Source organism: Paraburkholderia sp. BL6669N2 (assembly GCF_003387275.1).
GTDB lineage: Bacteria > Pseudomonadota > Gammaproteobacteria > Burkholderiales > Burkholderiaceae > Paraburkholderia.
Genome location: NZ_QUNA01000001.1, coordinates 4,107,259 through 4,126,984, shown reverse-complemented (window position 1 = coordinate 4,126,984; position 19,726 = coordinate 4,107,259). Strand labels below are relative to the sequence as shown.

18 protein-coding genes are annotated in these 19,726 nt (G+C 63.2%); 1 reads left to right on the top strand and 17 read right to left on the bottom strand.

Annotated elements, in window-relative coordinates:
- Positions 1-102: 102 nt before the first annotated feature.
- Entirely contained in the window at positions 103-579 is a 477-nt protein-coding gene (locus B0G80_RS18790) for a nitrate reductase associated protein (RefSeq protein WP_116118968.1), read from the bottom strand.
- 147 nt (positions 580-726) lie between these two features.
- Here B0G80_RS18790 and fdhD point away from each other — a divergent pair, with 147 nt between their 5' ends.
- On the top strand, positions 727-1,566 hold the full coding sequence (fdhD, locus tag B0G80_RS18785) for a formate dehydrogenase accessory sulfurtransferase FdhD (protein ID WP_116118967.1): 840 nt from the start codon (positions 727-729) through the stop codon (positions 1,564-1,566).
- Between the two features lie 105 nt (positions 1,567-1,671).
- Here fdhD and B0G80_RS18780 read toward each other — a convergent pair whose 3' ends face one another.
- The 16 genes from B0G80_RS18780 to ubiE all read right to left on the bottom strand — a co-directional run bounded on the left by B0G80_RS18780 (position 1,672) and on the right by ubiE (position 19,701).
- On the bottom strand, positions 1,672-2,442 hold the full coding sequence (locus B0G80_RS18780) for an enoyl-CoA hydratase (RefSeq protein WP_116118966.1): 771 nt from the start codon (positions 2,440-2,442) through the stop codon (positions 1,672-1,674).
- 118 nt (positions 2,443-2,560) lie between these two features.
- Positions 2,561-3,760 (bottom strand): acetyl-CoA C-acyltransferase, encoded by a 1,200-nt coding sequence (locus B0G80_RS18775; RefSeq protein ID WP_106281998.1) that lies wholly within the window; start codon positions 3,758-3,760, stop codon positions 2,561-2,563.
- A 131-nt stretch (positions 3,761-3,891) separates the two neighbouring features.
- Positions 3,892-6,327, bottom strand: a complete 2,436-nt coding sequence (locus B0G80_RS18770; RefSeq protein WP_116118965.1) for a 3-hydroxyacyl-CoA dehydrogenase/enoyl-CoA hydratase family protein — start codon at positions 6,325-6,327, stop codon at positions 3,892-3,894.
- A gap of 127 nt (positions 6,328-6,454) precedes the next feature.
- Entirely contained in the window at positions 6,455-8,242 is a 1,788-nt protein-coding gene (locus B0G80_RS18765) for an acyl-CoA dehydrogenase C-terminal domain-containing protein (RefSeq protein WP_106282002.1), read from the bottom strand.
- A 97-nt stretch (positions 8,243-8,339) separates the two neighbouring features.
- Positions 8,340-8,939, bottom strand: a complete 600-nt coding sequence (locus tag B0G80_RS18760; RefSeq protein ID WP_116118964.1) for a TetR/AcrR family transcriptional regulator — start codon at positions 8,937-8,939, stop codon at positions 8,340-8,342.
- Positions 8,940-9,545: 606 nt separating this feature from the next.
- The gene (locus B0G80_RS48060; RefSeq protein ID WP_404935351.1) at positions 9,546-9,674 is read right to left on the bottom strand and encodes a hypothetical protein; all 129 of its coding nucleotides are present in this window, start codon (positions 9,672-9,674) and stop codon (positions 9,546-9,548) included.
- A gap of 103 nt (positions 9,675-9,777) precedes the next feature.
- The gene (gene clsB, locus B0G80_RS18750) at positions 9,778-11,037 is read right to left on the bottom strand and encodes a cardiolipin synthase ClsB (RefSeq protein WP_116118963.1); all 1,260 of its coding nucleotides are present in this window, start codon (positions 11,035-11,037) and stop codon (positions 9,778-9,780) included.
- The gene (gene nudB / locus B0G80_RS18745) at positions 11,034-11,549 is read right to left on the bottom strand and encodes a dihydroneopterin triphosphate diphosphatase (RefSeq protein WP_116119756.1); all 516 of its coding nucleotides are present in this window, start codon (positions 11,547-11,549) and stop codon (positions 11,034-11,036) included. The genes clsB and nudB overlap by 4 nt, the downstream gene beginning before the upstream one ends.
- 181 nt (positions 11,550-11,730) lie before the next feature.
- Complete coding sequence (gene aspS, locus B0G80_RS18740) at positions 11,731-13,530, bottom strand: aspartate--tRNA ligase (RefSeq protein WP_106282010.1); 1,800 nt, start codon at positions 13,528-13,530, stop codon at positions 11,731-11,733.
- 63 nt (positions 13,531-13,593) lie between these two features.
- Positions 13,594-14,247, bottom strand: coding sequence for a DUF502 domain-containing protein (locus tag B0G80_RS18735; RefSeq protein ID WP_012431717.1), 654 nt, complete (start codon positions 14,245-14,247; stop codon positions 13,594-13,596).
- Positions 14,248-14,322: 75 nt separating this feature from the next.
- Positions 14,323-14,700: an FmdB family zinc ribbon protein gene (locus B0G80_RS18730; protein ID WP_116118962.1), complete on the bottom strand. Its 378-nt coding sequence runs from the start codon at positions 14,698-14,700 to the stop codon at positions 14,323-14,325.
- 182 nt (positions 14,701-14,882) lie between these two features.
- Entirely contained in the window at positions 14,883-15,506 is a 624-nt protein-coding gene (locus B0G80_RS18725) for a thiopurine S-methyltransferase (protein WP_116118961.1), read from the bottom strand.
- Between the two features lie 24 nt (positions 15,507-15,530).
- On the bottom strand, positions 15,531-17,108 hold the full coding sequence (gene ubiB, locus B0G80_RS18720) for a ubiquinone biosynthesis regulatory protein kinase UbiB (protein ID WP_116118960.1): 1,578 nt from the start codon (positions 17,106-17,108) through the stop codon (positions 15,531-15,533).
- Between the two features lie 15 nt (positions 17,109-17,123).
- Positions 17,124-17,783, bottom strand: coding sequence for an SCP2 domain-containing protein (locus B0G80_RS18715; RefSeq protein ID WP_116118959.1), 660 nt, complete (start codon positions 17,781-17,783; stop codon positions 17,124-17,126).
- A gap of 156 nt (positions 17,784-17,939) precedes the next feature.
- Complete coding sequence (locus B0G80_RS18710) at positions 17,940-18,932, bottom strand: Tim44 domain-containing protein (protein WP_116118958.1); 993 nt, start codon at positions 18,930-18,932, stop codon at positions 17,940-17,942.
- A gap of 37 nt (positions 18,933-18,969) precedes the next feature.
- Positions 18,970-19,701, bottom strand: coding sequence for a bifunctional demethylmenaquinone methyltransferase/2-methoxy-6-polyprenyl-1,4-benzoquinol methylase UbiE (ubiE, locus tag B0G80_RS18705; RefSeq protein ID WP_012431711.1), 732 nt, complete (start codon positions 19,699-19,701; stop codon positions 18,970-18,972).
- Between the last annotated feature and the right edge of the window lie 25 nt (positions 19,702-19,726).

Here is a 19,726-nt window from a genome sequence, read left to right as displayed (position 1 = left end):
GGGCCGCATCGATACGAGTTTCTTTACGCGCCAACCCATGGATAACGGCAGGGTTCGGAACAGATTGAGGGTAGTGAGTAAAAAAAACCTGGCCGGCCGCGCCTAGCCGGCCGCACCGAATTCCTTCATGGCCGGGACGAAGTCGTGGTTGGCCTCCGGCTTGCGCGACAGCTTGGCGAGCACGTAGCGCTTGAACGGATCAAGTTGGGCCCACTGGGCGACGCCCGGCGCGGCGAGACCGGCCAGTTGCGCCTGATGCGCGATACCCTCCGGCACGCTGTCGGTGCGACGCCAGGCCGGCGCTTCCTCGGGCGTGAACCACTCCGGCTCGATGTTCGCGTGAGTGCGCAGCATTTCGAACAGGGCATGATCGAAATTCGGCTCGATTTCCGCGTCTTCCTCGACCGGGAAACGCGCCAGCAGCTTGCGGTCTTCGAGCGGCAGCGTCTGCCATTGATCGAGCGAAATGCGCAGCCCGAACCGGTCGAGATTGAAGCGCACGGACATCGGGATGTAAGTGAAATTCTCCGAAGACGCGACCTCGAAGTTGAACAGAAGCGGTGCTTCGTTGAGTCCCATGATTGAGTCCCTCCTGGATGGCGGGCAACACGCAAGCCCAGCTTGGGGTATTTTAGAACCTTATTCGCGCGACGGCGGCATGGCTGGCGGCACCCTACCGGGCCGTCAACCGCTCGCGCGCATGGCATGACAAAGGAGTGAACTAGCTTGAACGAACTGGAAACTGCCGGGCAGCCGGGCGCGGTAGAGCGCCAGGTGCACCGGCATCGCGGCGCGGCGGTCGAAACCGTCATCGACCATGTCGGTCAGGAATGGCCGGTCGCGCTCGTCTTCAACGGCATTTCGCATGCGGTGATGATGTGCACGCCGCGCGATCTGGAAGCGTTCGCGGTTGGATTCGCGATTTCGGAAGGGATCGTGGAGCGTGGCAGCGACATTCAGGACATCGAGGTCGAACTGCATGACGACGGCGAATTGCCGCATGCCGAAGTGCAGTTGCAAGTGGTGCAACAGGCCTTCGTCGCGCTGAAGGAGAAGCGCCGCGCGCTCGCCGGGCGCACCGGATGCGGTGTTTGCGGCATCGAAAGCATCGATTTGCTGGATCTGCAGCCGGAGCGTGTGCCGGATACCGGCTTTCTGCAACGCCTCGCGCCGGATGCGATCGCGCGCGCCGCCCGCGATCTGCCCGAACATCAGGCGTTGACGCGGCTGACCGGCGGCCTGCATGCCGCCGCGTGGTGCGACGCCGTGGGCGCGATCCGCTACGCGTTCGAGGACGTCGGCCGCCACAATGCGCTCGACAAGCTGATTGGCCAGTTGGTGCTCGACCGCGTGGATACCAAGGAGGGTTTTGTGTTTCTGTCGAGCCGCGCGAGCTACGAGCTGGTGCGCAAGGCCGCGCGCGTCGACGTGCCGATGGTCGCCACGATCTCGGCGCCGTCGTCGCTGGCGATTGCGATAGCGCGCAAGGCGGGCGTGCGGCTGGTCAGCTTCTGCCGCGAGACAAGCTACGTTGACTACGATACGTTGCAGTCGACGCAGCTTTGAGCGGCCAACGCGCCTGAGCATTCAGGCGCGCGAACATCCTGACGCGCTGAAGCTCGAAGCGGCGAGCGGGCAACTCCCTTCAACGCCGGAGCGCTCGCACGCCGCTCAATCGAATTGCCGGAAGTCCGGCTTGCGCTTCTCGAAGAACGCCTTGAACGCCTCACGTGCTTCGGGCGCGAGCAGCATCTTGCCGAAATGCACGGCTTCTTCGGACATTTGCGTTTGCAGTTCCTGGTGGCTGGCGCGCTTCATCAAGCTCTTCGTCACGCGCAGCGACGAAGCCGGCAACGCGGCCAGCTTCGCGGCCTGCGAAGCCGCAAACGCATCGACTTCGGCGGCGGGCAGCACGCGATTCACGAAACCCATGCGCTGCGCCTCGGCGGCGTCGAACGCTTCGCCGAGCAACAGTTTCTCCGCCGCCGCCTGATAGCCGGCCGCGCGCTGCAACAGCAGACTCGACGCCGCTTCCGGACACAAACCGAGTTGCGTGAACGGCAGCGAGAAGCTCGCGGTATCGGCTGCGTAGACCAGGTCGCAATGCAGCAGCAGGGTCGTGCCGATGCCGACCGCCGGGCCCGCCACCGACGCCACCACCGGCTTCTCGGCCGAGCTGATCGCGCGCAGGAACTGGAACACCGGCGCGTGTTCGCCCATCGGCGGCGTCTTCATGAAATCGTCGAGATCGTTGCCGGCGCTGAAAATGCCGGCGCTGCCCCGAATCAGGATCGCCCGCACGGCGGCGTCGCCTTGCGCTTCGACCAGCGCGTCGGCCATCGTCTGATACATGGCGGCCGTAATCGCGTTTTTCTTGTCGGGCCGGTTGAAGGCCATCGTCAGCACGCCGTCGGCGCGCTCGACCAGAATATCCATCGTCATCTCCTCATACTCCTGCTGAGAATGTAAGAACGGTTCGCAAGCCGGATGGGCTGCGAACCGTTCTGTGGTCCTCAACGCGTACGCGCGAGGACCGAAGCGAACATCGGGGTGAACATGCTCACAGGCGCTCGATGATGCCCGCCGCGCCCATGCCCGTGCCGACGCACATCGTCACCATGCCGTACTTGTAGTTACGGCGGCGCAAGCCATGCACCACGGTCGACGCACGAATCGCGCCCGTCGCACCCAGCGGGTGGCCGAGGGCGATCGCGCCGCCGAGCGGGTTGATCTTCGCCGGATCGAGACCGAGGTCCTGAATCACCGCCAGCGATTGCGCGGCGAATGCTTCGTTCAGCTCGATCCAGTCGAGGTCGTCGATCTTCAGGCCGGCGGCTTTCAGCGCGGCCGGAATCGCTTCCTTCGGACCGATGCCCATGATTTCCGGCGGCACGCCGCGCACGGCGAAGCTGACGAAACGCGCGAGCGGCGTGAGGTTGAATTCCTTCAGCATCTTTTCCGACACCACGATCAACGCGCCCGCGCCGTCCGAGGTCTGCGAGCTGTTGCCCGCCGTCACCGAACCCTTATTGGCGAACACCGCGCGCAGCTTCGCAAGACCCTCGAGCGACGTTTCCGCGCGCGGACCTTCGTCGAGCGACACTTCGCGGGTCTTCACGCGGACTTCGCCGGTGGCGAGATCGGGGAAGCGCTCGGTGATGGTGTACGCAGCGATTTCGTCGTTGAACTCGCCGGCTTGCTGCGCGGCGATGGCGCGGCGATGCGATTCCACCGAAAACGCGTCTTGTGCTTCGCGGCTGATCTTCCAGCGTTCGGCGACCTTCTCCGCCGTCAGGCCCATACCGTAGGCGATGCCGATGTCTTCATTGCGATCGAAGATATGCGGCGACATGGACGGCTTGTTGCCCATCATCGGCACCATGCTCATGGATTCGCAGCCGCCCGCGATCATCGCGTCCGACTCACCGACGCGGATGCGGTCGGCGGCCATGGCGAGCGCGGTCAGGCCCGATGCGCAGAAGCGGTTCACCGTCACGCCGCCGACGCTATTCGGCAGGCCGGCAAGCAGCGCCCCCATGCGCGCGACGTTCAGGCCTTGTTCCGCTTCCGGAATCGCGCAGCCGATGATCGCGTCCTCGATCACTTTCGTATCGAGGCCGGGCACTTGCGCCACGGCCGACTTGAGCGCGTGCACCAGCAGTTCGTCGGGGCGCGTGTTCTTGAACATCCCACGCGGCGCCTTGCCGATCGGCGTGCGGCTCGCGGCGACGATGTATGCGTCTTGCAATTGCTTTGCCATTTGAATCTCCTTTGTCGACCAGAGTTAGCGCTTTAGCGCTTACTCTGGTCCCATGCAGTCTCATCGCGGTCGGCGAGAATTAGCGCTTTAGCGCTTACTCCCACCCCAAGCACATAGTGCGGGCTAGTCGCTTAGTTGCGCACCGGCTTGCCGGTCTGCAGCATGCCCATGATCCGTTCCTGCGTCTTTTGCGTGCCGAGCAGATCGACGAACGCACGACGCTCGAGTTGCAGCAGCCATTCTTCATCGACCAGACTGCCCGCTTCCACATTACCGCCGCACACCGCTTCCGCGATACGGCTCGCGATCAGGAAATCGTGCTCGCTGATAAATCGGCCATCGCGCATGTTGACGAGCGACGCCTTGATGGTCGCGATCGCCGAGCGCCCGGCCACCGGCACTTGCGTGACGCGCAGCGGCGGACGATAACCCGCCGACGACAACGCGCGCGCTTCCTTCTTCGCCACGTCGAGCAGTTCGAACACGTTGAAGACGATGGTGTCCGACGGCTTCAGGTAGCCCATCGCGCGGGCGTCGAGCGCGGAGGCCGAGACCTTCGCCATCGCCGCGTTTTCGAACGACTTCTGCACGAATTTGAGGAGGTCGTTGGTTGCGCCTACTTGCGTCGCCGCTTCCGCCGCGCGCAGCGCCGCTTCCTTCAGGCCGCCGCCAGCCGGCACGAGACCCACACCCACTTCCACCAGACCGAAATAGCTTTCGATGTGCGCGACCCGCTTCGCGCTATGCAGCGCCAGTTCGCAGCCACCGCCGAGCGCGATGCCCGACACGGCCGAGATGACCGGCACGCTCGCGTACTTCACGCGCAGCATGCCTTGCTGGAATTTTTTCACGAACGGCTCGATGCCCTTCGCGCCGCCCATCATGAACGCGGGCATGGCTTCTTCGAGATTGGCGCCGGCGGAGAACGGGCCGCCCGGCGTGCCGAGTTTCAGCGACGTCGGCTGCCACACCACCAGACCCTTGTAGTCCTTTTCGGCCAGCTCGATCGCCTGCGTCAGACCGTCGATCACCGACGGTCCTATCGTATTCATCTTGCTCTTGAACGACACGATCAGGACGTCGTTCTCGCCCGCGCGGTCGTCGACCCATGCACGCACGGCGTCGGTTTCGAACAGCGTCTTGCCGTAGGTCTTCGGATCAGCCTTGGTTTCGCCGACCAGCGGCGCCCGGAACACCTGCTTGTCATACACCGACAGCGACGAGCGCGGCACGAACGTCTTCGAAGCCGGCGACCACGAACCTTCGTTCGTATGCACGCCGCCCTGCTCAGCGACCGGCCCTTCGAGCACCCACGACGGCAGCGGCACGTTCGAGAGCGCCTTACCCGCGGCGATATCTTCCTGCACCCATTCGGCAACCTGTTTCCAGCCGGCCGTCTGCCAGCCTTCGAACGGACCTTCGTTCCAGCCGAAGCCCCAACGGATCGCGAGATCGACATCGCGCGCGTTGTCGGCGATCGATTCGAGATGCACGCCGATGTAGTGATACACGTCGCGGAAAATCGCCCACAGGAACTGCGCCTGCGGATGCTGCGATTCGCGCAGCAGCTTCAGACGCTCCGCCGGCGGGCGCTTCAGAATTCGGCCGACCAGTTCGTCCGCCTTCGCGCCGCCGTCGACATATTCGCCGGTTTTCGCGTCGAGCACCTTGATCGCCTTGCCTTCTTTCTTGTAGAAGCCGCCGCCGGTCTTCTGACCCAGCGCGCCCTTCTTTACGAGTTCAGCGAGCACAGCAGGCGTTTCGTAGACCTGGAAGAAGGGATCGTCCTTCAGCGTGTCCTGCATCGTCTTGATGACGTGCGCCATCGTGTCCAGACCGACCACATCGGCGGTACGGAACGTGGCCGACTTCGCTCGGCCCAGGCGCGCGCCGGTCAGGTCGTCCACTTCGTCGAAACGCAGGCCGTATTTCGCGGCTTCGGTCACGACGGCGAGGATCGAGAAAATGCCGACGCGATTGGCGATGAAATTCGGCGTGTCTTTCGCACGCACGACGCCCTTGCCGACCACGCTGGTCAGGAACGACTCGAGTTGATCGAGGATTTCCGGACGCGTGGTCGCGGTCGGAATCAACTCGACCAGGTGCATGTAACGAGGCGGATTGAAGAAGTGCACGCCGCAGAAGCGCGCCTTCAGTTCATCCGAGAAACCTTCCGACAGCGCCGTGATCGACAGACCCGACGTGTTGGTCGCGAAAATCGCGTTCGGCGCGAGATGCGGCGCGACCTTCTTGTACAGGTCGTGCTTCCAGTCCATGCGCTCGGCAATCGCTTCGATCACGAGATCGCATTCGGCGAGCTTTTCGATGTCGTCGTCGTAATTTGCGGGCTGGATGTATTGCGCGTCGTCCTTCACGCCGAACGGCGCCGGCGACAGCTTCTTCAGGTTCTCGATCGCCTTCAGCGCGATCGCGTTCTTCGGGCCTTCCTTGGCGGGCAAGTCGAACAGCAGCACGGGCACCTTGGCGTTGATCAGGTGCGCGGCGATCTGCGCGCCCATCACGCCGGCGCCGAGCACGGCTACCTTGCGAATGATCAGATTGCTCACGTCGTTCCTCCGGGGAGTTATGCGATGTCGCGAAGCTTCATGGACGCTTCGCAATGTGTGGCTGACGGGAAGCGCCGCGGGTTCGACACGCGCGGCGCCTGCCTTGATGTTTGCCTGAAACTGGGGCTTAGAACAGCGCTTCTTCGACGTCCATCAGCGACTTCGAACCCGCGCGCGCCTGACGGATCGTCATCGCCGTTTCCGGCAACAGCTTCGCGAAGTAGAAGCGCGCCGTGGCGAGCTTGGCCTTGTAGAACGGATCGCCCGAAGCTTCCTTGTCCAGCGCGACGCGTGCCATGCGGGCCCAGAAGTACGAGAACACCAGGTGGCCGACTGTGCGCAGATACGGCACGGCGGCGGCGCCGACTTCGTCCGGGTTCTGCATGGCCTTCATGCCGATTTCCATGGTCAGCTTCTGCACCTTTTCGCCGATGTCGGCGAGCGGGTTGATGAACTCCTGCATTTCCGGCTTCACGCCTTCGGCTTCGACGAAATCGGACACCAGCTTGCCGAACTTCTTCATCTTCGCGCCCATGTCGCCGAGAATCTTGCGGCCGAGCAGGTCGAGCGCCTGAATCGCGTTGGTGCCTTCGTAGATCATGTTGATGCGCGCGTCGCGCACGTACTGCTCCATGCCCCACTCGGCGATGAAGCCGTGGCCGCCGTAGATCTGCATGGCGTGGTTGGTGCTCTCGAACGCGTTGTCCGACAGAAACGCTTTCAGGATCGGCGTGAGCAGCGCGACGAGGTCGGCGGCTTCCTTGCGCACGGATTCATCAGCGTGCGACAGTTCCTTGTCGATATGCAGCGCCGACCAGTACGAGAACGCGCGCGCGGCTTCGGCGTAGGCCTTCTGCGTGAGCAGCATGCGGCGCACGTCCGGATGCACGATGATCGGATCGGCCGCCTTTTCCGGCGCCTTCGGGCCGGTCAGCGAACGCATCTGCAGACGCTCTTTCGCGTACGTCAGCGAGTTCTGGTAACCGATTTCGGTCAGGCCCAGGCTCTGCATGCCGACGCCCAGACGTGCGGCGTTCATCATCACGAACATCGCGTTCAAGCCTTTGTTCGGCTCGCCGACGAGCCAACCCTTGGCGTTGTCGAGATTGATCACGCAGGTCGCGTTGCCGTGAATGCCCATCTTGTGTTCGATGGAGCCGCACTTCACGCCGTTGCGCTCGCCCGGTTCGCCCGCTTCGTTCGGCACGAACTTCGGCACGATGAACAGCGAAATGCCCTTGGTGCCCTTGGGCGCATCCGGCAGACGCGCGAGCACCAGGTGAACGATGTTCTCGGCGAGATCGTGTTCGCCGCTGGAGATGAAAATCTTCGTGCCGCTGATCGCGTAAGAGCCGTCGCTGTTCGGTTCGGCCTTGGTGCGCAGAATGCCGAGGTCGGTGCCGCAATGCGGCTCCGTCAGACACATCGTGCCGGTCCAGACGCCCGCCACCAGCTTCGGCAGATAGCGTTGCTGCAACTCCGGCGTGCCATGTGCATGCAGACATTCGTACGCGCCGTGCGAGAGCCCCGGGTACATGGTCCACGCCTGATTCGCCGAGTTCAGCATTTCATACAGCGCGTTGTTGACGAACGCGGGCAGGCCCTGGCCGCCGTATTCCGGGTCGCAGCCCAGCGCGGGCCAGCCGGCTTCGACGTATTGTGCGTAGGCTTCCTTGAAACCCTTCGGCGTGGTCACGACGCCGTCGCCGACATACGTGCAGCCTTCCTGATCGCCGCTGTGATTAAGCGGGAACAATACTTCGGAGCAGAACTTGCCGGCCTCTTCCAGCACCGCGTTGATCGTGTCGGTATCGAGATCCGCGTGCTTCGGCATCTGCTTGATTTCGGCTTCGACGTTGAGCAGTTCGTGCAACACGAATTGCATGTCGCGCAGCGGCGCGGCGTACTGTCCCATGACTCTCTCCAAGTTTGACAAGAAGCCAGGCCGTTAGCTGAGTCCGTGGATCGGAACTTTCTGCGCCGCTGAATCCGCCGGATTGGCGGCGACGCTGCTAACGGCTTTCGCTTTGATACGAAACAACCAATTTTTCCAGCGCGGCCCACGTGAGACGCACCGCATCCGGCAAGTGCAGGAAGCGCGCGTCGTGATGCAGACCGAGCGTGAAGCTGTACAGTTCGAACAGCATCAGTTGCGGATCGGTGTCGGCACGCAGATGCCCTTCTTCCATTGCCTGCGAAATCGCCCGCGTGAGCGCGGCACGCCAGACCGTCACGCTCGACACCAGTTGCTCACGCACCGGGTTATCCGCGCGATCGTCGTATTCGACGGCGCCGCTGATGTAGATGCAGCCGGTGGTGACTTCCTGAATGCGTTTCTCGATCCAGCGGGAAATCATCGCGCGCAAGCGCGGCAATCCACGCGGCTCGCGCAAACTCGGGAAAAACACCTCGTCTTCGAAACGACGGTGATATTCGCGCACGACTTCGACCTGCAAATCCTCGCGCGACCCGAAATGCGCGAACACCCCGCTTTTGCTCATCTGCATGCGCTCGGCCAGCAGCCCGATGGTCAGACCTTCCAGTCCGTCGCGGCTTGCCAGGTCAAGTGCTGCATCGAGAATTGCGGCTCGCGTCTGTTCGCCTTTTCGCATAGCTTTTTACCGTTCTAATGTGACCGAAAGAAAATCGAACGGCCGTACTATTATTGAGTGCTGCCGTCCGCGAAACAAGGACTTTATTAGAAACCGGTTTCTAACCTGGTTTCAATTCTGCGGCATCCGTCAATCGGAGGAATGAGATTTTTTAGAGGCGTTTGCCTTAAGTTTGCCTTTGAGAGAGTTCGCTCGTCCAAGTACACGCTTTCTCTGATCTACGCAGCCGGGCCGACATGATGCAGCAAGTCGGTCCGAATGCAGAAGCGTTTGGCGTATCGCGGGTATGGGGAGACCGCTCGCGACGGCGCGCATTGCTCGTCGGAACGTGTGTCGATCGTCCTCGAGAGGCAAGCCCGACAGGGCGTTGACGTCGTGCGGCGGTCCGCTCGGGCTTGTCCGATCGGAACAGGCAGGAAGAAAGAGGACCGGTCAGGACGCGTTCTCGTGCGCCGGGAAAGTTGGCTCAAGCGCCGTGGCAACGCGCGCCGGCACGTCGTTCCAATAGCCACCTGCGGCTGAATGAAAAGGCGCAATCCGGGATACCACGGGCTGTGGTCCTGACCATACAACCCAGCGCTAACATCCCGCGAAACGGTTGAGCAGTCAGACCGGTTTGCCCATTGCCGCCGCAAGACCCGCAACCGAGGTCGCGACGGAAATCACCAGATCGAGGTTGTCGATCAATGACGCGGTATCCGCGAAGTCAGTAATTTCGTCTGTCCAATCGGTCAATCGATCAGTCGCACCGAGCGGCGGCGTCCAGAGCAACGGGGCCCAAGCATTGCACCCGGGCCGCTTCGTGCCGCGGCATTGTTCACAAGCGCATCGCCGCGAGTCAGTCGTACCCGCCCACCGTCAGCACCTTCATCACGGCCCGATAGGTCGTGTAGGCCAGCCAGTTGAGCGCGCGTTCGCCGGCTGGCCGGGCGTCGTAACGCGCTTCGTCGATACGGCGCGAGTCCTTGAAGGCGACGAGGATCGCTTCGCGCAGTGCGTCGATCGACGGGTCGTTCACCAGCACCACATTGGCTTCGTTGTTGAGCATCAGGCTCAGCGCGTCGAGGTTCGACGAGCCGACCGTTGCCCAGTTCGAATCCACCACCGCGACCTTGCCATGCAGCAGCGTTTTCTCGTACTCGGCGATCTGCACTCCGGCCCTGAGCAGCGCGCGATACAGAAACGGCACCGCGTAATCGAGCGCCTTGAATTCCTTGCGCCCGATAATCAGCTTCACCACGACGCCGCGTCGCGCCGCGAACACCAGCGCGCGCCGCAGCTTGCGGCCCGGCATGAAATACGGATTGGCGAGCAGCACTTCGTTGCGCGCCTGCCCAATCGCGACCAGATACGCTTTCTCGATAGCTCGCCGGTTGATCAGGTTGTCGCGCGCGACGAACGCCACGCAGGGCTGGCCGCCCGCCCACAATTCCTCGTTACGACGCCGGCGGCGGCGACGCAGACTGCCGAGCGAGGCCGTGGTCTTCGGCCCGAGATCCGGCTCCATCGACTCGATCGGCCGATGCCCGAGCCGAATCCGCCGCCATTGCACCTCGAACGCCTGGCGGATATCGGCGACCACCGGTCCATGCAATTCGACCGCGAAGTCCCAGCGCCGGTACGGCAGCTTCTCGCCATTGTTCTCGTAGTCGTCGACGATATTGATCCCGCCGCAGTACGCGAACTGATCGTCGATCACCGCCAGTTTGCGATGCGTGCGTGAAAAGCCGAAGCGGCCGAACAGATGCGGGTTGTAGATGCGATGCTCGATGCCGGCGACGGACCACTCGTCGAACAGCGGCAAACGCGCGGTGCCGACGCCGTCGGTGATCACGCGCACCTTCACGCCACGCGCGGCCGCACGCAGCAGCGCCGCGCTCACCGCCTTCCCGGCGTCGTCATGGCAGAAGATATAAGTTTCGAGCACCACGTCGCTCTGCGCGGCATCCACACGAGCGATCAGGGCGCTGAAGAACTCGTCGCCGGAACGCAGCAGCTTGACGTCGTTGCCGCTGGTGAACCGATAACGCTGCCAATAGCGGCGGCCGAGCAGCGATTGCCGCAGTCGGGCGAAGCGGCGCGCGCCGCCGACGCTCACCGGCCACGCTCCGTGGGATGCCCAACGACAGCACGCCCACTGAGCCGCTCATGCAACCTTTTAGGCAACTGCAGGATCGCATCGGCATTCGACGACGAAAAACAGCGCGACGCCGCCTCGTCATACGGCAGCCACAGAAACGCGGTGTGCTCGCGCGGCGCGAGCGTGACCTCGAGTTGCTCGGGCACCTGCAAGCTGAACCAATGCTCGGTGTTATGGATCACGCCTTCGGCATAGCGATGGCGGAACTCCGGGTAGATCTCGTATTCGATCGAATATTGCCAGTCGAACAATGCGTTGTGCGGCACTTGCGCACCGCCAACCACAATGCCGGTCTCTTCGGCGACTTCGCGCGCCGCCGTCTCGGCGAGCGGCTCATCGGGCCGGTCTTTGGACCCCGTGACCGACTGCCAGAACCCGGCGTGATCGGCACGCTCGATCAGCAGCACGTCGAGCGCGGGCGTATGGATGATGACGAGTACGGATTGCGGAATCTTCGGCGGTTTCGGCATGGCGTGAAAACTGGGCGCAATGCTTGCGCGGTACATGTCGGAGATCGGTCCAGGAAGCGGTCGAACGCAGTTGCATCGACTGTAACGCAAAAAACGAAAAAGGCGCATCACACATGGTGATCACGCCTTTTCCGGTTGCGCCTGCTGTCGTTTTCAGACAGCACTGACTGGACTCAAGCCATTACACCTTCGGTTCCGGCTGACGCAGACGGATGTGCAGTTCGCGCAACTGGCGCTCGTCCACTTCGCTCGGCGCCTGCGTGAGCAGACACTGCGCGCGCTGCGTCTTCGGGAACGCGATCACGTCGCGGATCGAGTCGGCGCCGGCCATCATCGTAACGATGCGGTCCAGACCGAATGCGATACCACCGTGCGGCGGCGCGCCGTATTGCAGCGCGTCGAGCAGGAAGCCGAACTTGGCTTGCGCTTCTTCCGCGTTGATCTTCAGCGCGCGGAACACCTTGCTCTGCACTTCTTCACGGTGGATACGCACCGAGCCGCCGCCGATTTCCCAGCCGTTCAACACCATGTCGTAGGCCTTCGCGAGGCAGCGCGCCGGATCCGTTTCCAGATACTCGAGGTGCTCGTCTTTCGGGCTCGTGAACGGGTGATGCGCGGCGACGTAGCGGTTGTCTTCCTCGTCGTATTCGAACATCGGGAAGTCGACCACCCACAACGGCTTCCAACCGCTCTCGACGAGACCATTGGCTTTGCCGAATTCCGAATGGCCGATCTTCAGACGCAGTGCGCCGAGGCTGTCGTTCACTACCTTCGCGCGATCCGCCGCGAAGAAAATGATGTCGCCGTCTTGCGCGCCGGTGCGCTCGATGATCGCCTTGACCGCTTCGTCGTGCAGGTTCTTGACGATCGGGCTTTGCAGACCGTCACGGCCCTTCGCGACTTCGTTGACCTTGATCCACGCCAGGCCCTTCGCGCCATAGATGCGCACGAATTCCGTGTAGCTGTCGATGTCGCCACGCGAGAGCTCGCCGCCCTTCGGCACGCGAATCGCCGCGACACGGCCGTCTTTCGTGTTGGCCGGCGTGCTGAACACCTTGAAGTCGACGTCGCGGACCGCATCGGTCAGGTCGGTGAATTCGAGCTTCACGCGCAGGTCCGGCTTGTCCGAACCGAAACGGCGCATGGCTTCCGAATACAGCATGACCGGGAATTTCTCGTCCAGCGTGACGCCGATCGTTTCCTTGAACACATGACGGATCATGTCTTCGAACAGATCGCGAATTTCCTGTTCCGACAGGAACGAGGTTTCGCAGTCGATCTGCGTGAATTCCGGCTGACGGTCGGCGCGCAGGTCTTCGTCGCGAAAGCACTTGACGATCTGGTAGTAGCGATCGAAGTTCGCCACCATCAGGAGCTGCTTGAACAGTTGCGGCGATTGCGGCAGCGCGAAGAACTGGCCCGGGTTCGTACGCGACGGCACGAGGTAGTCGCGCGCGCCTTCCGGCGTGCTCTTGGTCAGCATCGGCGTTTCGATGTCGATAAAGCCGAGCGAGTCGAGGTACTTGCGCGCCTCGATCGCGACGCGGTAGCGCAGACGCAGGTTGTGCTGCATCTGCGGACGGCGCAGGTCCAGCACGCGATGCGTGAGACGCGTGGTTTCCGACAGGTTGTCGTCGTCGAGCTGGAACGGCGGCGTGATCGACGGGTTCAGCACGATCAGCTCGTGGCACAGCACTTCGATCTTGCCGCTCTTGAGCGCGGCGTTCGTGGTGCCTTCCGGACGGCCGCGAACCACGCCCTTGATCTGCAGGCAGAACTCGTTGCGCACGCCTTCGGCCGCCTTGAACATCTCCGCGCGGTCCGGGTCGCAGACGACCTGGACGAGGCCTTCGCGATCGCGCAGGTCGATGAAGATGACGCCGCCATGGTCGCGGCGGCGACTCACCCAGCCGCACAGCGAGACGGATTGGCCCAGCAGTTCTTCGGTCACCAGACCGCAGTATTGAGATCTCATCGACATGATGTTTGTCTTTCGTTTTGCATTGGTTGAACGGCGCGTGGCATGGAAACGCTACGCGCCGCGTTACAGCGGAGGCTCGACTGTCGTGCGGCGCACCGGCGCCGGCGGCGCGGACGGCGCCACGACGCCCATCGAGACGATGTACTTGAGCGCAGCGTCGACCGTCATGTCGAGCTCGATCACTTCGCTCTTGGGCACCATCAGGAAGAAGCCGGAGGTTGGATTCGGCGTAGTCGGCACATACACGCTGACGTGATCTTCTTTCAGGTGGTTGATGACGTCGCCGCCCGGAATGCCGGTCAGAAACGCAATCGTATAGGAGCCGCGGCGCGGGTACTCGATCAGGAGCGCCTTCCGAAACGCGTTGCCGCTGCTCGACAGCAGGGTATCGGACACCTGCTTGACGCTGGTGTAGATCGGGCCGACCACCGGAATGTGTGCGACCACGACTTCCCACCACTTCACGAGCTTCTGCCCAATGAAGTTTTGCGTCAACAGTCCAACGACAAAGATGAAGGCAAGCGTGAGCACTGCACCGAGGCCGGGCAGGCGAAAGCCGAACAGGCGCTCCGGCTGCCACGCACGCGGCAGCAGAAGCAGCGTCTGGTCCATCGTGCCGATGATCAGTCCGAGCACCCACAGTGTGATGGCCAGAGGCACCAGCACCAGCAGGCCAGTCAGGAACACCGATTTGAGTGTCGTTTTTTTCGTCGTCATGTGTACCGCCAGAAAGCCGCGCGGGCCGAAGCCCAAGGCGCGGCGTGTGCGCCGCCCCGGAGGGCGGCAGTGCGACTAGGTGCTGCCGGAACCGCTCGAACTCGCCGAAGCGGCCGGTGCGGCAGCAGGCGCGGAGGGCGTCGCAGCCGTGTTGCCGGCCGGCGCCGCGTCGGTTTGCGTCGCGCCGTTACTGGCGCTCGCGTTCTCGCCGGAGGCGCCATTCGGGGCGCCGTTGGCGTCGGGCTTGGCCGGCGCGCTCGCGCCGCCATTGCCGCCGCGAAAATCGGTCACGTACCAGCCGGAGCCCTTCAACTGGAACCCGGCAGCGGTGACCTGCTTGCGAAATGTGTCTTTCCCGCACTCGGGACACTGCGTTAATTGCGGGTCGCTGATCTTCTGAAGCACGTCCTTCCCGAAGCCGCACGACTCGCAACGATAAGCGTAGATCGGCATGATCTTTTTCCCTACTGAAATCTGGTAAACGCTTGCAAAGCCTTGAATTATAGCCGCAAACGATATCTTCCCCCCGGATTTTGGGGACCAGCGCCCGACGCAGGCGCCGTTGCGTTAAATGGGGGCGGCGGTAGTCGAATCAAGTGCGACGGGCGCCGCCGCCAGGCGCCACAGCCGCGCGGTCAAACACGGCGACGCCAGGTTAGCCAGCGCTCACGTCCCGCGAAGACGGCAATCGAGTCGTGCACAGGCTCGTCTTCGATCAGCTCGAAGTGCGGCGTGAGCAGCGCGTGGAGTTCCGCGCGCTCGATGCCGAACGGCGGCCCTTTCGGCGTCGCGCCGATAAAAAAGAACCCCGCGAGCAACCCGCCTGCGGGTAATAGCTCGCCCATTCTTCGTGCGTAGTCGATGCGGCGCGCGAGCGGCAGCGCGCAGAGAAACGCGCGCTCGTAAATCCAGGCGGGTGCGAAAGGCGGCTCGTATGTAAAGAAATCCGCCTGCTCCACCAGATGCGCGTGCTGTGCGCCCAGTTGCTCATGCGCCGCCGCAACCGCAGCCGGTGAAAAGTCGATCGCCCGGACCGGGTAGCCGTGCCCGGCCAGCCAGACCGCTTCGTACGCGCTGCCGCAACCTGGAATCAGCACGGCGGCGCCGGGATGGCGCGCGGCGAACGACTCAAACGCGGACGGCACGCCCGCCTGATCCCACGGCATGAAACCGCGCTCAAAACGCTCGTCCCAGAACTCGGGCGAGTTGGGATCGCGGCTCTCAAATTCAGGCACGGAAGGTTGGGTCGGGTCGCTCATCAATTACCTCGCAGGGGATCGCAATCAACCGCCGTAAGCAAGCACCAGAAACACCCGCGTCAGCACCGCACCGACGCCGACCGCCACACCGAACAGCAGCAAGCCTTGCAACAGCCGGTTGGTGCGCTTCTGCTCGAGCAGAATCTGGCGAATCATGTCGTCGTTCGCGCCGCGCTTGTTGTCGTGGCGCTCGGCCAGCACGTGATGAATCAGGCGCGGCAACTGCGGTAGCGTCTTGCTCCACTGCGGCGCCTCGATCTTCAAACGCTCGTACCAGCCGCGCAGGCCGATCTGTTCGTTCATCCAGCGTTCGAGGTAAGGCTTGGCCGTCTTCCACAGATCCAGTTCGGGATCGAGCGAGCGACCGAGCCCTTCCACGTTCAGCATGGTCTTTTGCAGCAGCACCAGTTGCGGCTGGATCTCGACATTGAAGCGGCGCGAGGTCGAGAACAGGCGCATCAGCACCTGGCCGAGCGAAATATCCTTCAGCGCGCGATCGAAGTACGGCTCGCAAACCGCGCGGATGGCACTCTCGAGTTCTTCGACGCGGGTGGTCGGCGGCACCCAGCCCGACTCCAGATGCAGCGTGGCGACGCGATGGTAATCGCGCTTGAAGAACGCGAGGAAGTTCTGCGCGAGGTAGTTCTTATCGAAGTCCGACAGCGCGCCGATGATGCCGAAGTCGAGCGCGATATAGCGGCCGAAGTGCTTCGGATCGAGACTCACCTGAATGTTGCCCGGGTGCATGTCGGCGTGGAAAAAGCCGTCGCGGAACACCTGGGTGAAGAAGATTTCGACGCCTTCGCGCGCCAGCTTCGGAATGTCCACGCCGGCCGCGCGCAGCGTCTCCACCTGGCTGATCGGCACGCCGACCATGCGCTCCATGACCAGCACCGTAGGCGTGCAGAACTCCCAGTACATTTCCGGCACCAGCAGAAGATCGAGCCCGGCAAAGTTGCGCCGCAACTGGCTGCCGTTGGCCGCCTCGCGCATCAGGTCGAGTTCGTCGTGCAGATATTTGTCGAATTCGGCGACCACTTCGCGCGGCTTCAGACGCTTGCCGTCGGCCCACAACCGCTCGGCCCACACGGCGATGTCGCGCAGCAGGGCGAGATCGGAATCGATTACGGGCAGCATGTTCGGGCGCAGTACCTTCACGGCCACCGCCTTGCCGGCGTGCTGCCCTGCCTTCACCGTGGCGAAGTGCACCTGCGCGATCGAGGCGCTCGCCACCGGCACCCGTTCGAAGTCGTCGAACAGCACGTCGACCGGTGCGCCGAGCGCGTTCTCCACCAGCCGGATCGCCACCGCGGATTCAAACGGCGGCACCTGATCCTGGAGCTTGGCGAGTTCGTCGGCGATATCGACCGGCAGCAGATCGCGCCGCGTCGACAACACTTGCCCGAACTTGACGAAGATCGGGCCGAGGCTTTCCAGCGCGAGCCGCAGACGCACGCCCGGCGGCGCGTCGAACTTGCGGCCGATCGTGGTGATACGCAGCAGCAGACGCACGCGCCGGTCGTTGACGCGGCTGAGCATCATCTCATCGAGACCGAAGCGGATGACCGTAAAGAAAATCTTGAGGAAACGCAGAAAACGCATAGTTGTGCCCGGTGACTAGCGCGTGCCGCGCGACGTGGCGGCGCCGCCCGGCGCATGGGCGCCCCGCGCATCGGCGCCGCGGGCTTCGACCTTCTGTTCAAGACGCTCGAGGCGTTTTTCCACCCGCGCCAGTGCGTCGCGCGCGCGGGCCAGTTCGACGTTGAAGTCCTCCAATGCGGCGCGGCGCACCAGTTGCGGATTCTCGTCGAGCAGATATTCGGCGGCGGTGTCGAGCAGGTTGCGCCCGGTGCGCTGCACGTGTTCGCCGACCGTGCGCACCACCGAGGCCACGCGCCACGCCGGACCGTCGCCGATGAACCTGGCCAGATCTTCTTCCGGCTCCCAGCGCAGATGTTCGGCGAGCTTGGCGATCACGGTGGCGAATTCGGCGTCGCCTTCGATCTTGACATGCTTCATTAGCGCCGCCTGGCCGCCTTGTACGAAGGCGGGCAGCGCGTCGGACGACACCGAAATGGTCACGTCGAACTGCTGCGCCTCCGTGGCCGCGACCGCGCTCAGATAGCCGTCCGGTTGCACCAGCAGCATCAGCACGACCGGCGGACAGGACAGTCTCGCGGTCTTGCCCGCGTAGGGGGCGAGGCGCTCACGAGCCCACGATTCGCGGGCGAGCAGATGATTGACAGCAGCAGCGAAGGGCTTGGCGGCGAGGGTCATTGAAAGTGGCAAGAAAAAACCCGCGCGAGCGAGGTGCCCGCGCGGGTTCCTATTGTAACGTCCGTTCGCTTCGCGGCCCGCTATGCCGAACGGCCAACGTACGGTGCGAATCCAGAAGGCGCTGCTGCGTCACGCGGCCCCTGTCGCACCGCCGCTTCAGTGCTGCGCGACCTGCTGGATGCCGGCCAGCAGCCAGCCTTCGCCGGGGCGATTCGCCTTCGAGAGGTTCCAGACTTCGACGAACGGCTCCGCCGCCGCGCCCGGCGCCTCGCGAATCAGGCCCGAGAAGCGCACGCTGGCGAAGTATTCGTTCGCGCGCTCTTCCACGCCCAGCAGTTCGGCGTTCAGTTGAACGACGTCCGTCTGATTCCTCTCGGCGCCACGCGAAGACAGATCGACCTTCACCTCGGCGAACATTTCCGGCGTGGTGAATTCGCGGATGTCGTCCATATTGCCGGCGTCCCATGCGGCTTGCAGACGCACGAAGTAGACCTTGGCGTTACGCAGGAAGGCCTCCGAGTCGAAGCCGGCCGGCACCACAGGCGCGGCGTTAATCGTCGGCGTGGTGAGCGGATTGCCTTGCGGTTCGAGGTACGAGCCGGACGGCGGCGCGCTATAACGCGGTTCCTGCGAATAGCCCGTGCCGCCCGAATTCAGCGACGGCGAATTGCCCGCGTAAGCCGGTTGCGCGGAGTCACGCTTGCGGCCCATGAAGCGGCGGATCAGCCAGATACCGATCATGGCGATGATCGCAATCACGATGATATTGGCCATGGCGCCGGCGAACGCGCCGCCCAGGCCGAAGTGCGACAGCAACGCGGCGATGCCGAGACCGGCCGCCAAACCGGCGATCGGCCCGAGCCAGCGCGACCGGTTAGGCTGCGCGGCCGGAGTCGGCGCGGGCGCCGGAGCGGGCTGCGCACGCTGCTGCATGGCCTGATTGCTTTGGGAAGGTTGCGACGGCGCGGACTGCTGCGTCACGCTGTTCGACTGACGGCCAATGCTACGGCCACCGCCCATGCGGCGAGCTTCCGCATCGAGCGAAGCGAGGGAGCCGGCCATGATCAGACCGACCATCGCGATCAGTCCGATTCTTCTCACCAGCGACCGCCCAACCTTACGGGGAGATAACACACCTGAATCGGACATTTCGTACTTTCCTTTAAAAATCGATGGGTTAGGAACCCTAGTATTTGGTCCCCACATGTAAAGCTACCACGCCAGCTGACAAATTGTAATATTTGACGCCGTCGAGACCCGCTTGTTCCATCATTGTTTTCAAAGTTTCCTGGTCCGGATGCATCCGGATCGATTCGGCGAGGTATTGATAGCTCTCGGCATCTTTCGCAAAGCGTTCGCCCAACCACGGCAACACCTTAAAAGAATAGACGTCGTAGACCTTCTTGAGCGGATCCCATACCTTCGAAAATTCCAGCACCAGCAGACGCCCCGCCGGTTTCAGCACGCGCCGCATTTCCGCCAGCGCCACGTCCTTGTGCGTCATGTTGCGCAAGCCGAATGCCACCGTCACTACGTCGAAGTAGTTGTCCGGAAAGGGGATTTTCTCAGCGTCGCAAAGCAGCGCCGGCGTGATCACGCCCTTATCCAGCAGACGGTCGCGGCCCACGCGCAGCATCGATTCATTGATGTCGGTGTGCCAGACTTCACCGGTGTCGCCCGCCTGCTTCGCGAACGCCTTCGACAGATCGCCCGTGCCGCCCGCAATGTCGAGCACCTTGTAGCCCGGCCGCACGTTGGCCTGGGCGATCGTGAACATCTTCCACGCGCGGTGCAACCCGCCCGACATCAGGTCGTTCATCAAGTCGTAGTTGGCGGCAACCGAGTGGAACACGCCCGCCACCTTCTGCGCCTTGTCCTGTTCGTCGACCGATTGAAAGCCGAAGTGGGTTTTGCTCATCGCGCTCGTCCTTTCGCGTATTCTG

Excerpts from the sequence above, each read along its gene's own strand:
- B0G80_RS18790 (WP_116118968.1), bottom strand. The coding sequence starts at position 579 with ATGGGACTCAACGAAGCACCGCTTCTGTTCAACTTCGAGGTCGCGTCT.
- B0G80_RS18780 (WP_116118966.1), bottom strand. The coding sequence starts at position 2,442 with ATGACGATGGATATTCTGGTCGAGCGCGCCGACGGCGTGCTGACGATG.
- B0G80_RS18775 (WP_106281998.1), bottom strand. The coding sequence starts at position 3,760 with ATGGCAAAGCAATTGCAAGACGCATACATCGTCGCCGCGAGCCGCACG.
- B0G80_RS18765 (WP_106282002.1), bottom strand. The coding sequence starts at position 8,242 with ATGGGACAGTACGCCGCGCCGCTGCGCGACATGCAATTCGTGTTGCAC.
- B0G80_RS18760 (WP_116118964.1), bottom strand. The coding sequence starts at position 8,939 with ATGCGAAAAGGCGAACAGACGCGAGCCGCAATTCTCGATGCAGCACTT.
- nudB (WP_116119756.1), bottom strand. The coding sequence starts at position 11,549 with ATGCCGAAACCGCCGAAGATTCCGCAATCCGTACTCGTCATCATCCAT.
- aspS (WP_106282010.1), bottom strand. The coding sequence starts at position 13,530 with ATGTCGATGAGATCTCAATACTGCGGTCTGGTGACCGAAGAACTGCTG.
- B0G80_RS18735 (WP_012431717.1), bottom strand. The coding sequence starts at position 14,247 with ATGACGACGAAAAAAACGACACTCAAATCGGTGTTCCTGACTGGCCTG.
- B0G80_RS18730 (WP_116118962.1), bottom strand. The coding sequence starts at position 14,700 with ATGCCGATCTACGCTTATCGTTGCGAGTCGTGCGGCTTCGGGAAGGAC.
- B0G80_RS18725 (WP_116118961.1), bottom strand. The coding sequence starts at position 15,506 with ATGAGCGACCCGACCCAACCTTCCGTGCCTGAATTTGAGAGCCGCGAT.
- ubiB (WP_116118960.1), bottom strand. The coding sequence starts at position 17,108 with ATGCGTTTTCTGCGTTTCCTCAAGATTTTCTTTACGGTCATCCGCTTC.
- B0G80_RS18715 (WP_116118959.1), bottom strand. The coding sequence starts at position 17,783 with ATGACCCTCGCCGCCAAGCCCTTCGCTGCTGCTGTCAATCATCTGCTC.
- B0G80_RS18710 (WP_116118958.1), bottom strand. The coding sequence starts at position 18,932 with ATGTCCGATTCAGGTGTGTTATCTCCCCGTAAGGTTGGGCGGTCGCTG.
- ubiE (WP_012431711.1), bottom strand. The coding sequence starts at position 19,701 with ATGAGCAAAACCCACTTCGGCTTTCAATCGGTCGACGAACAGGACAAG.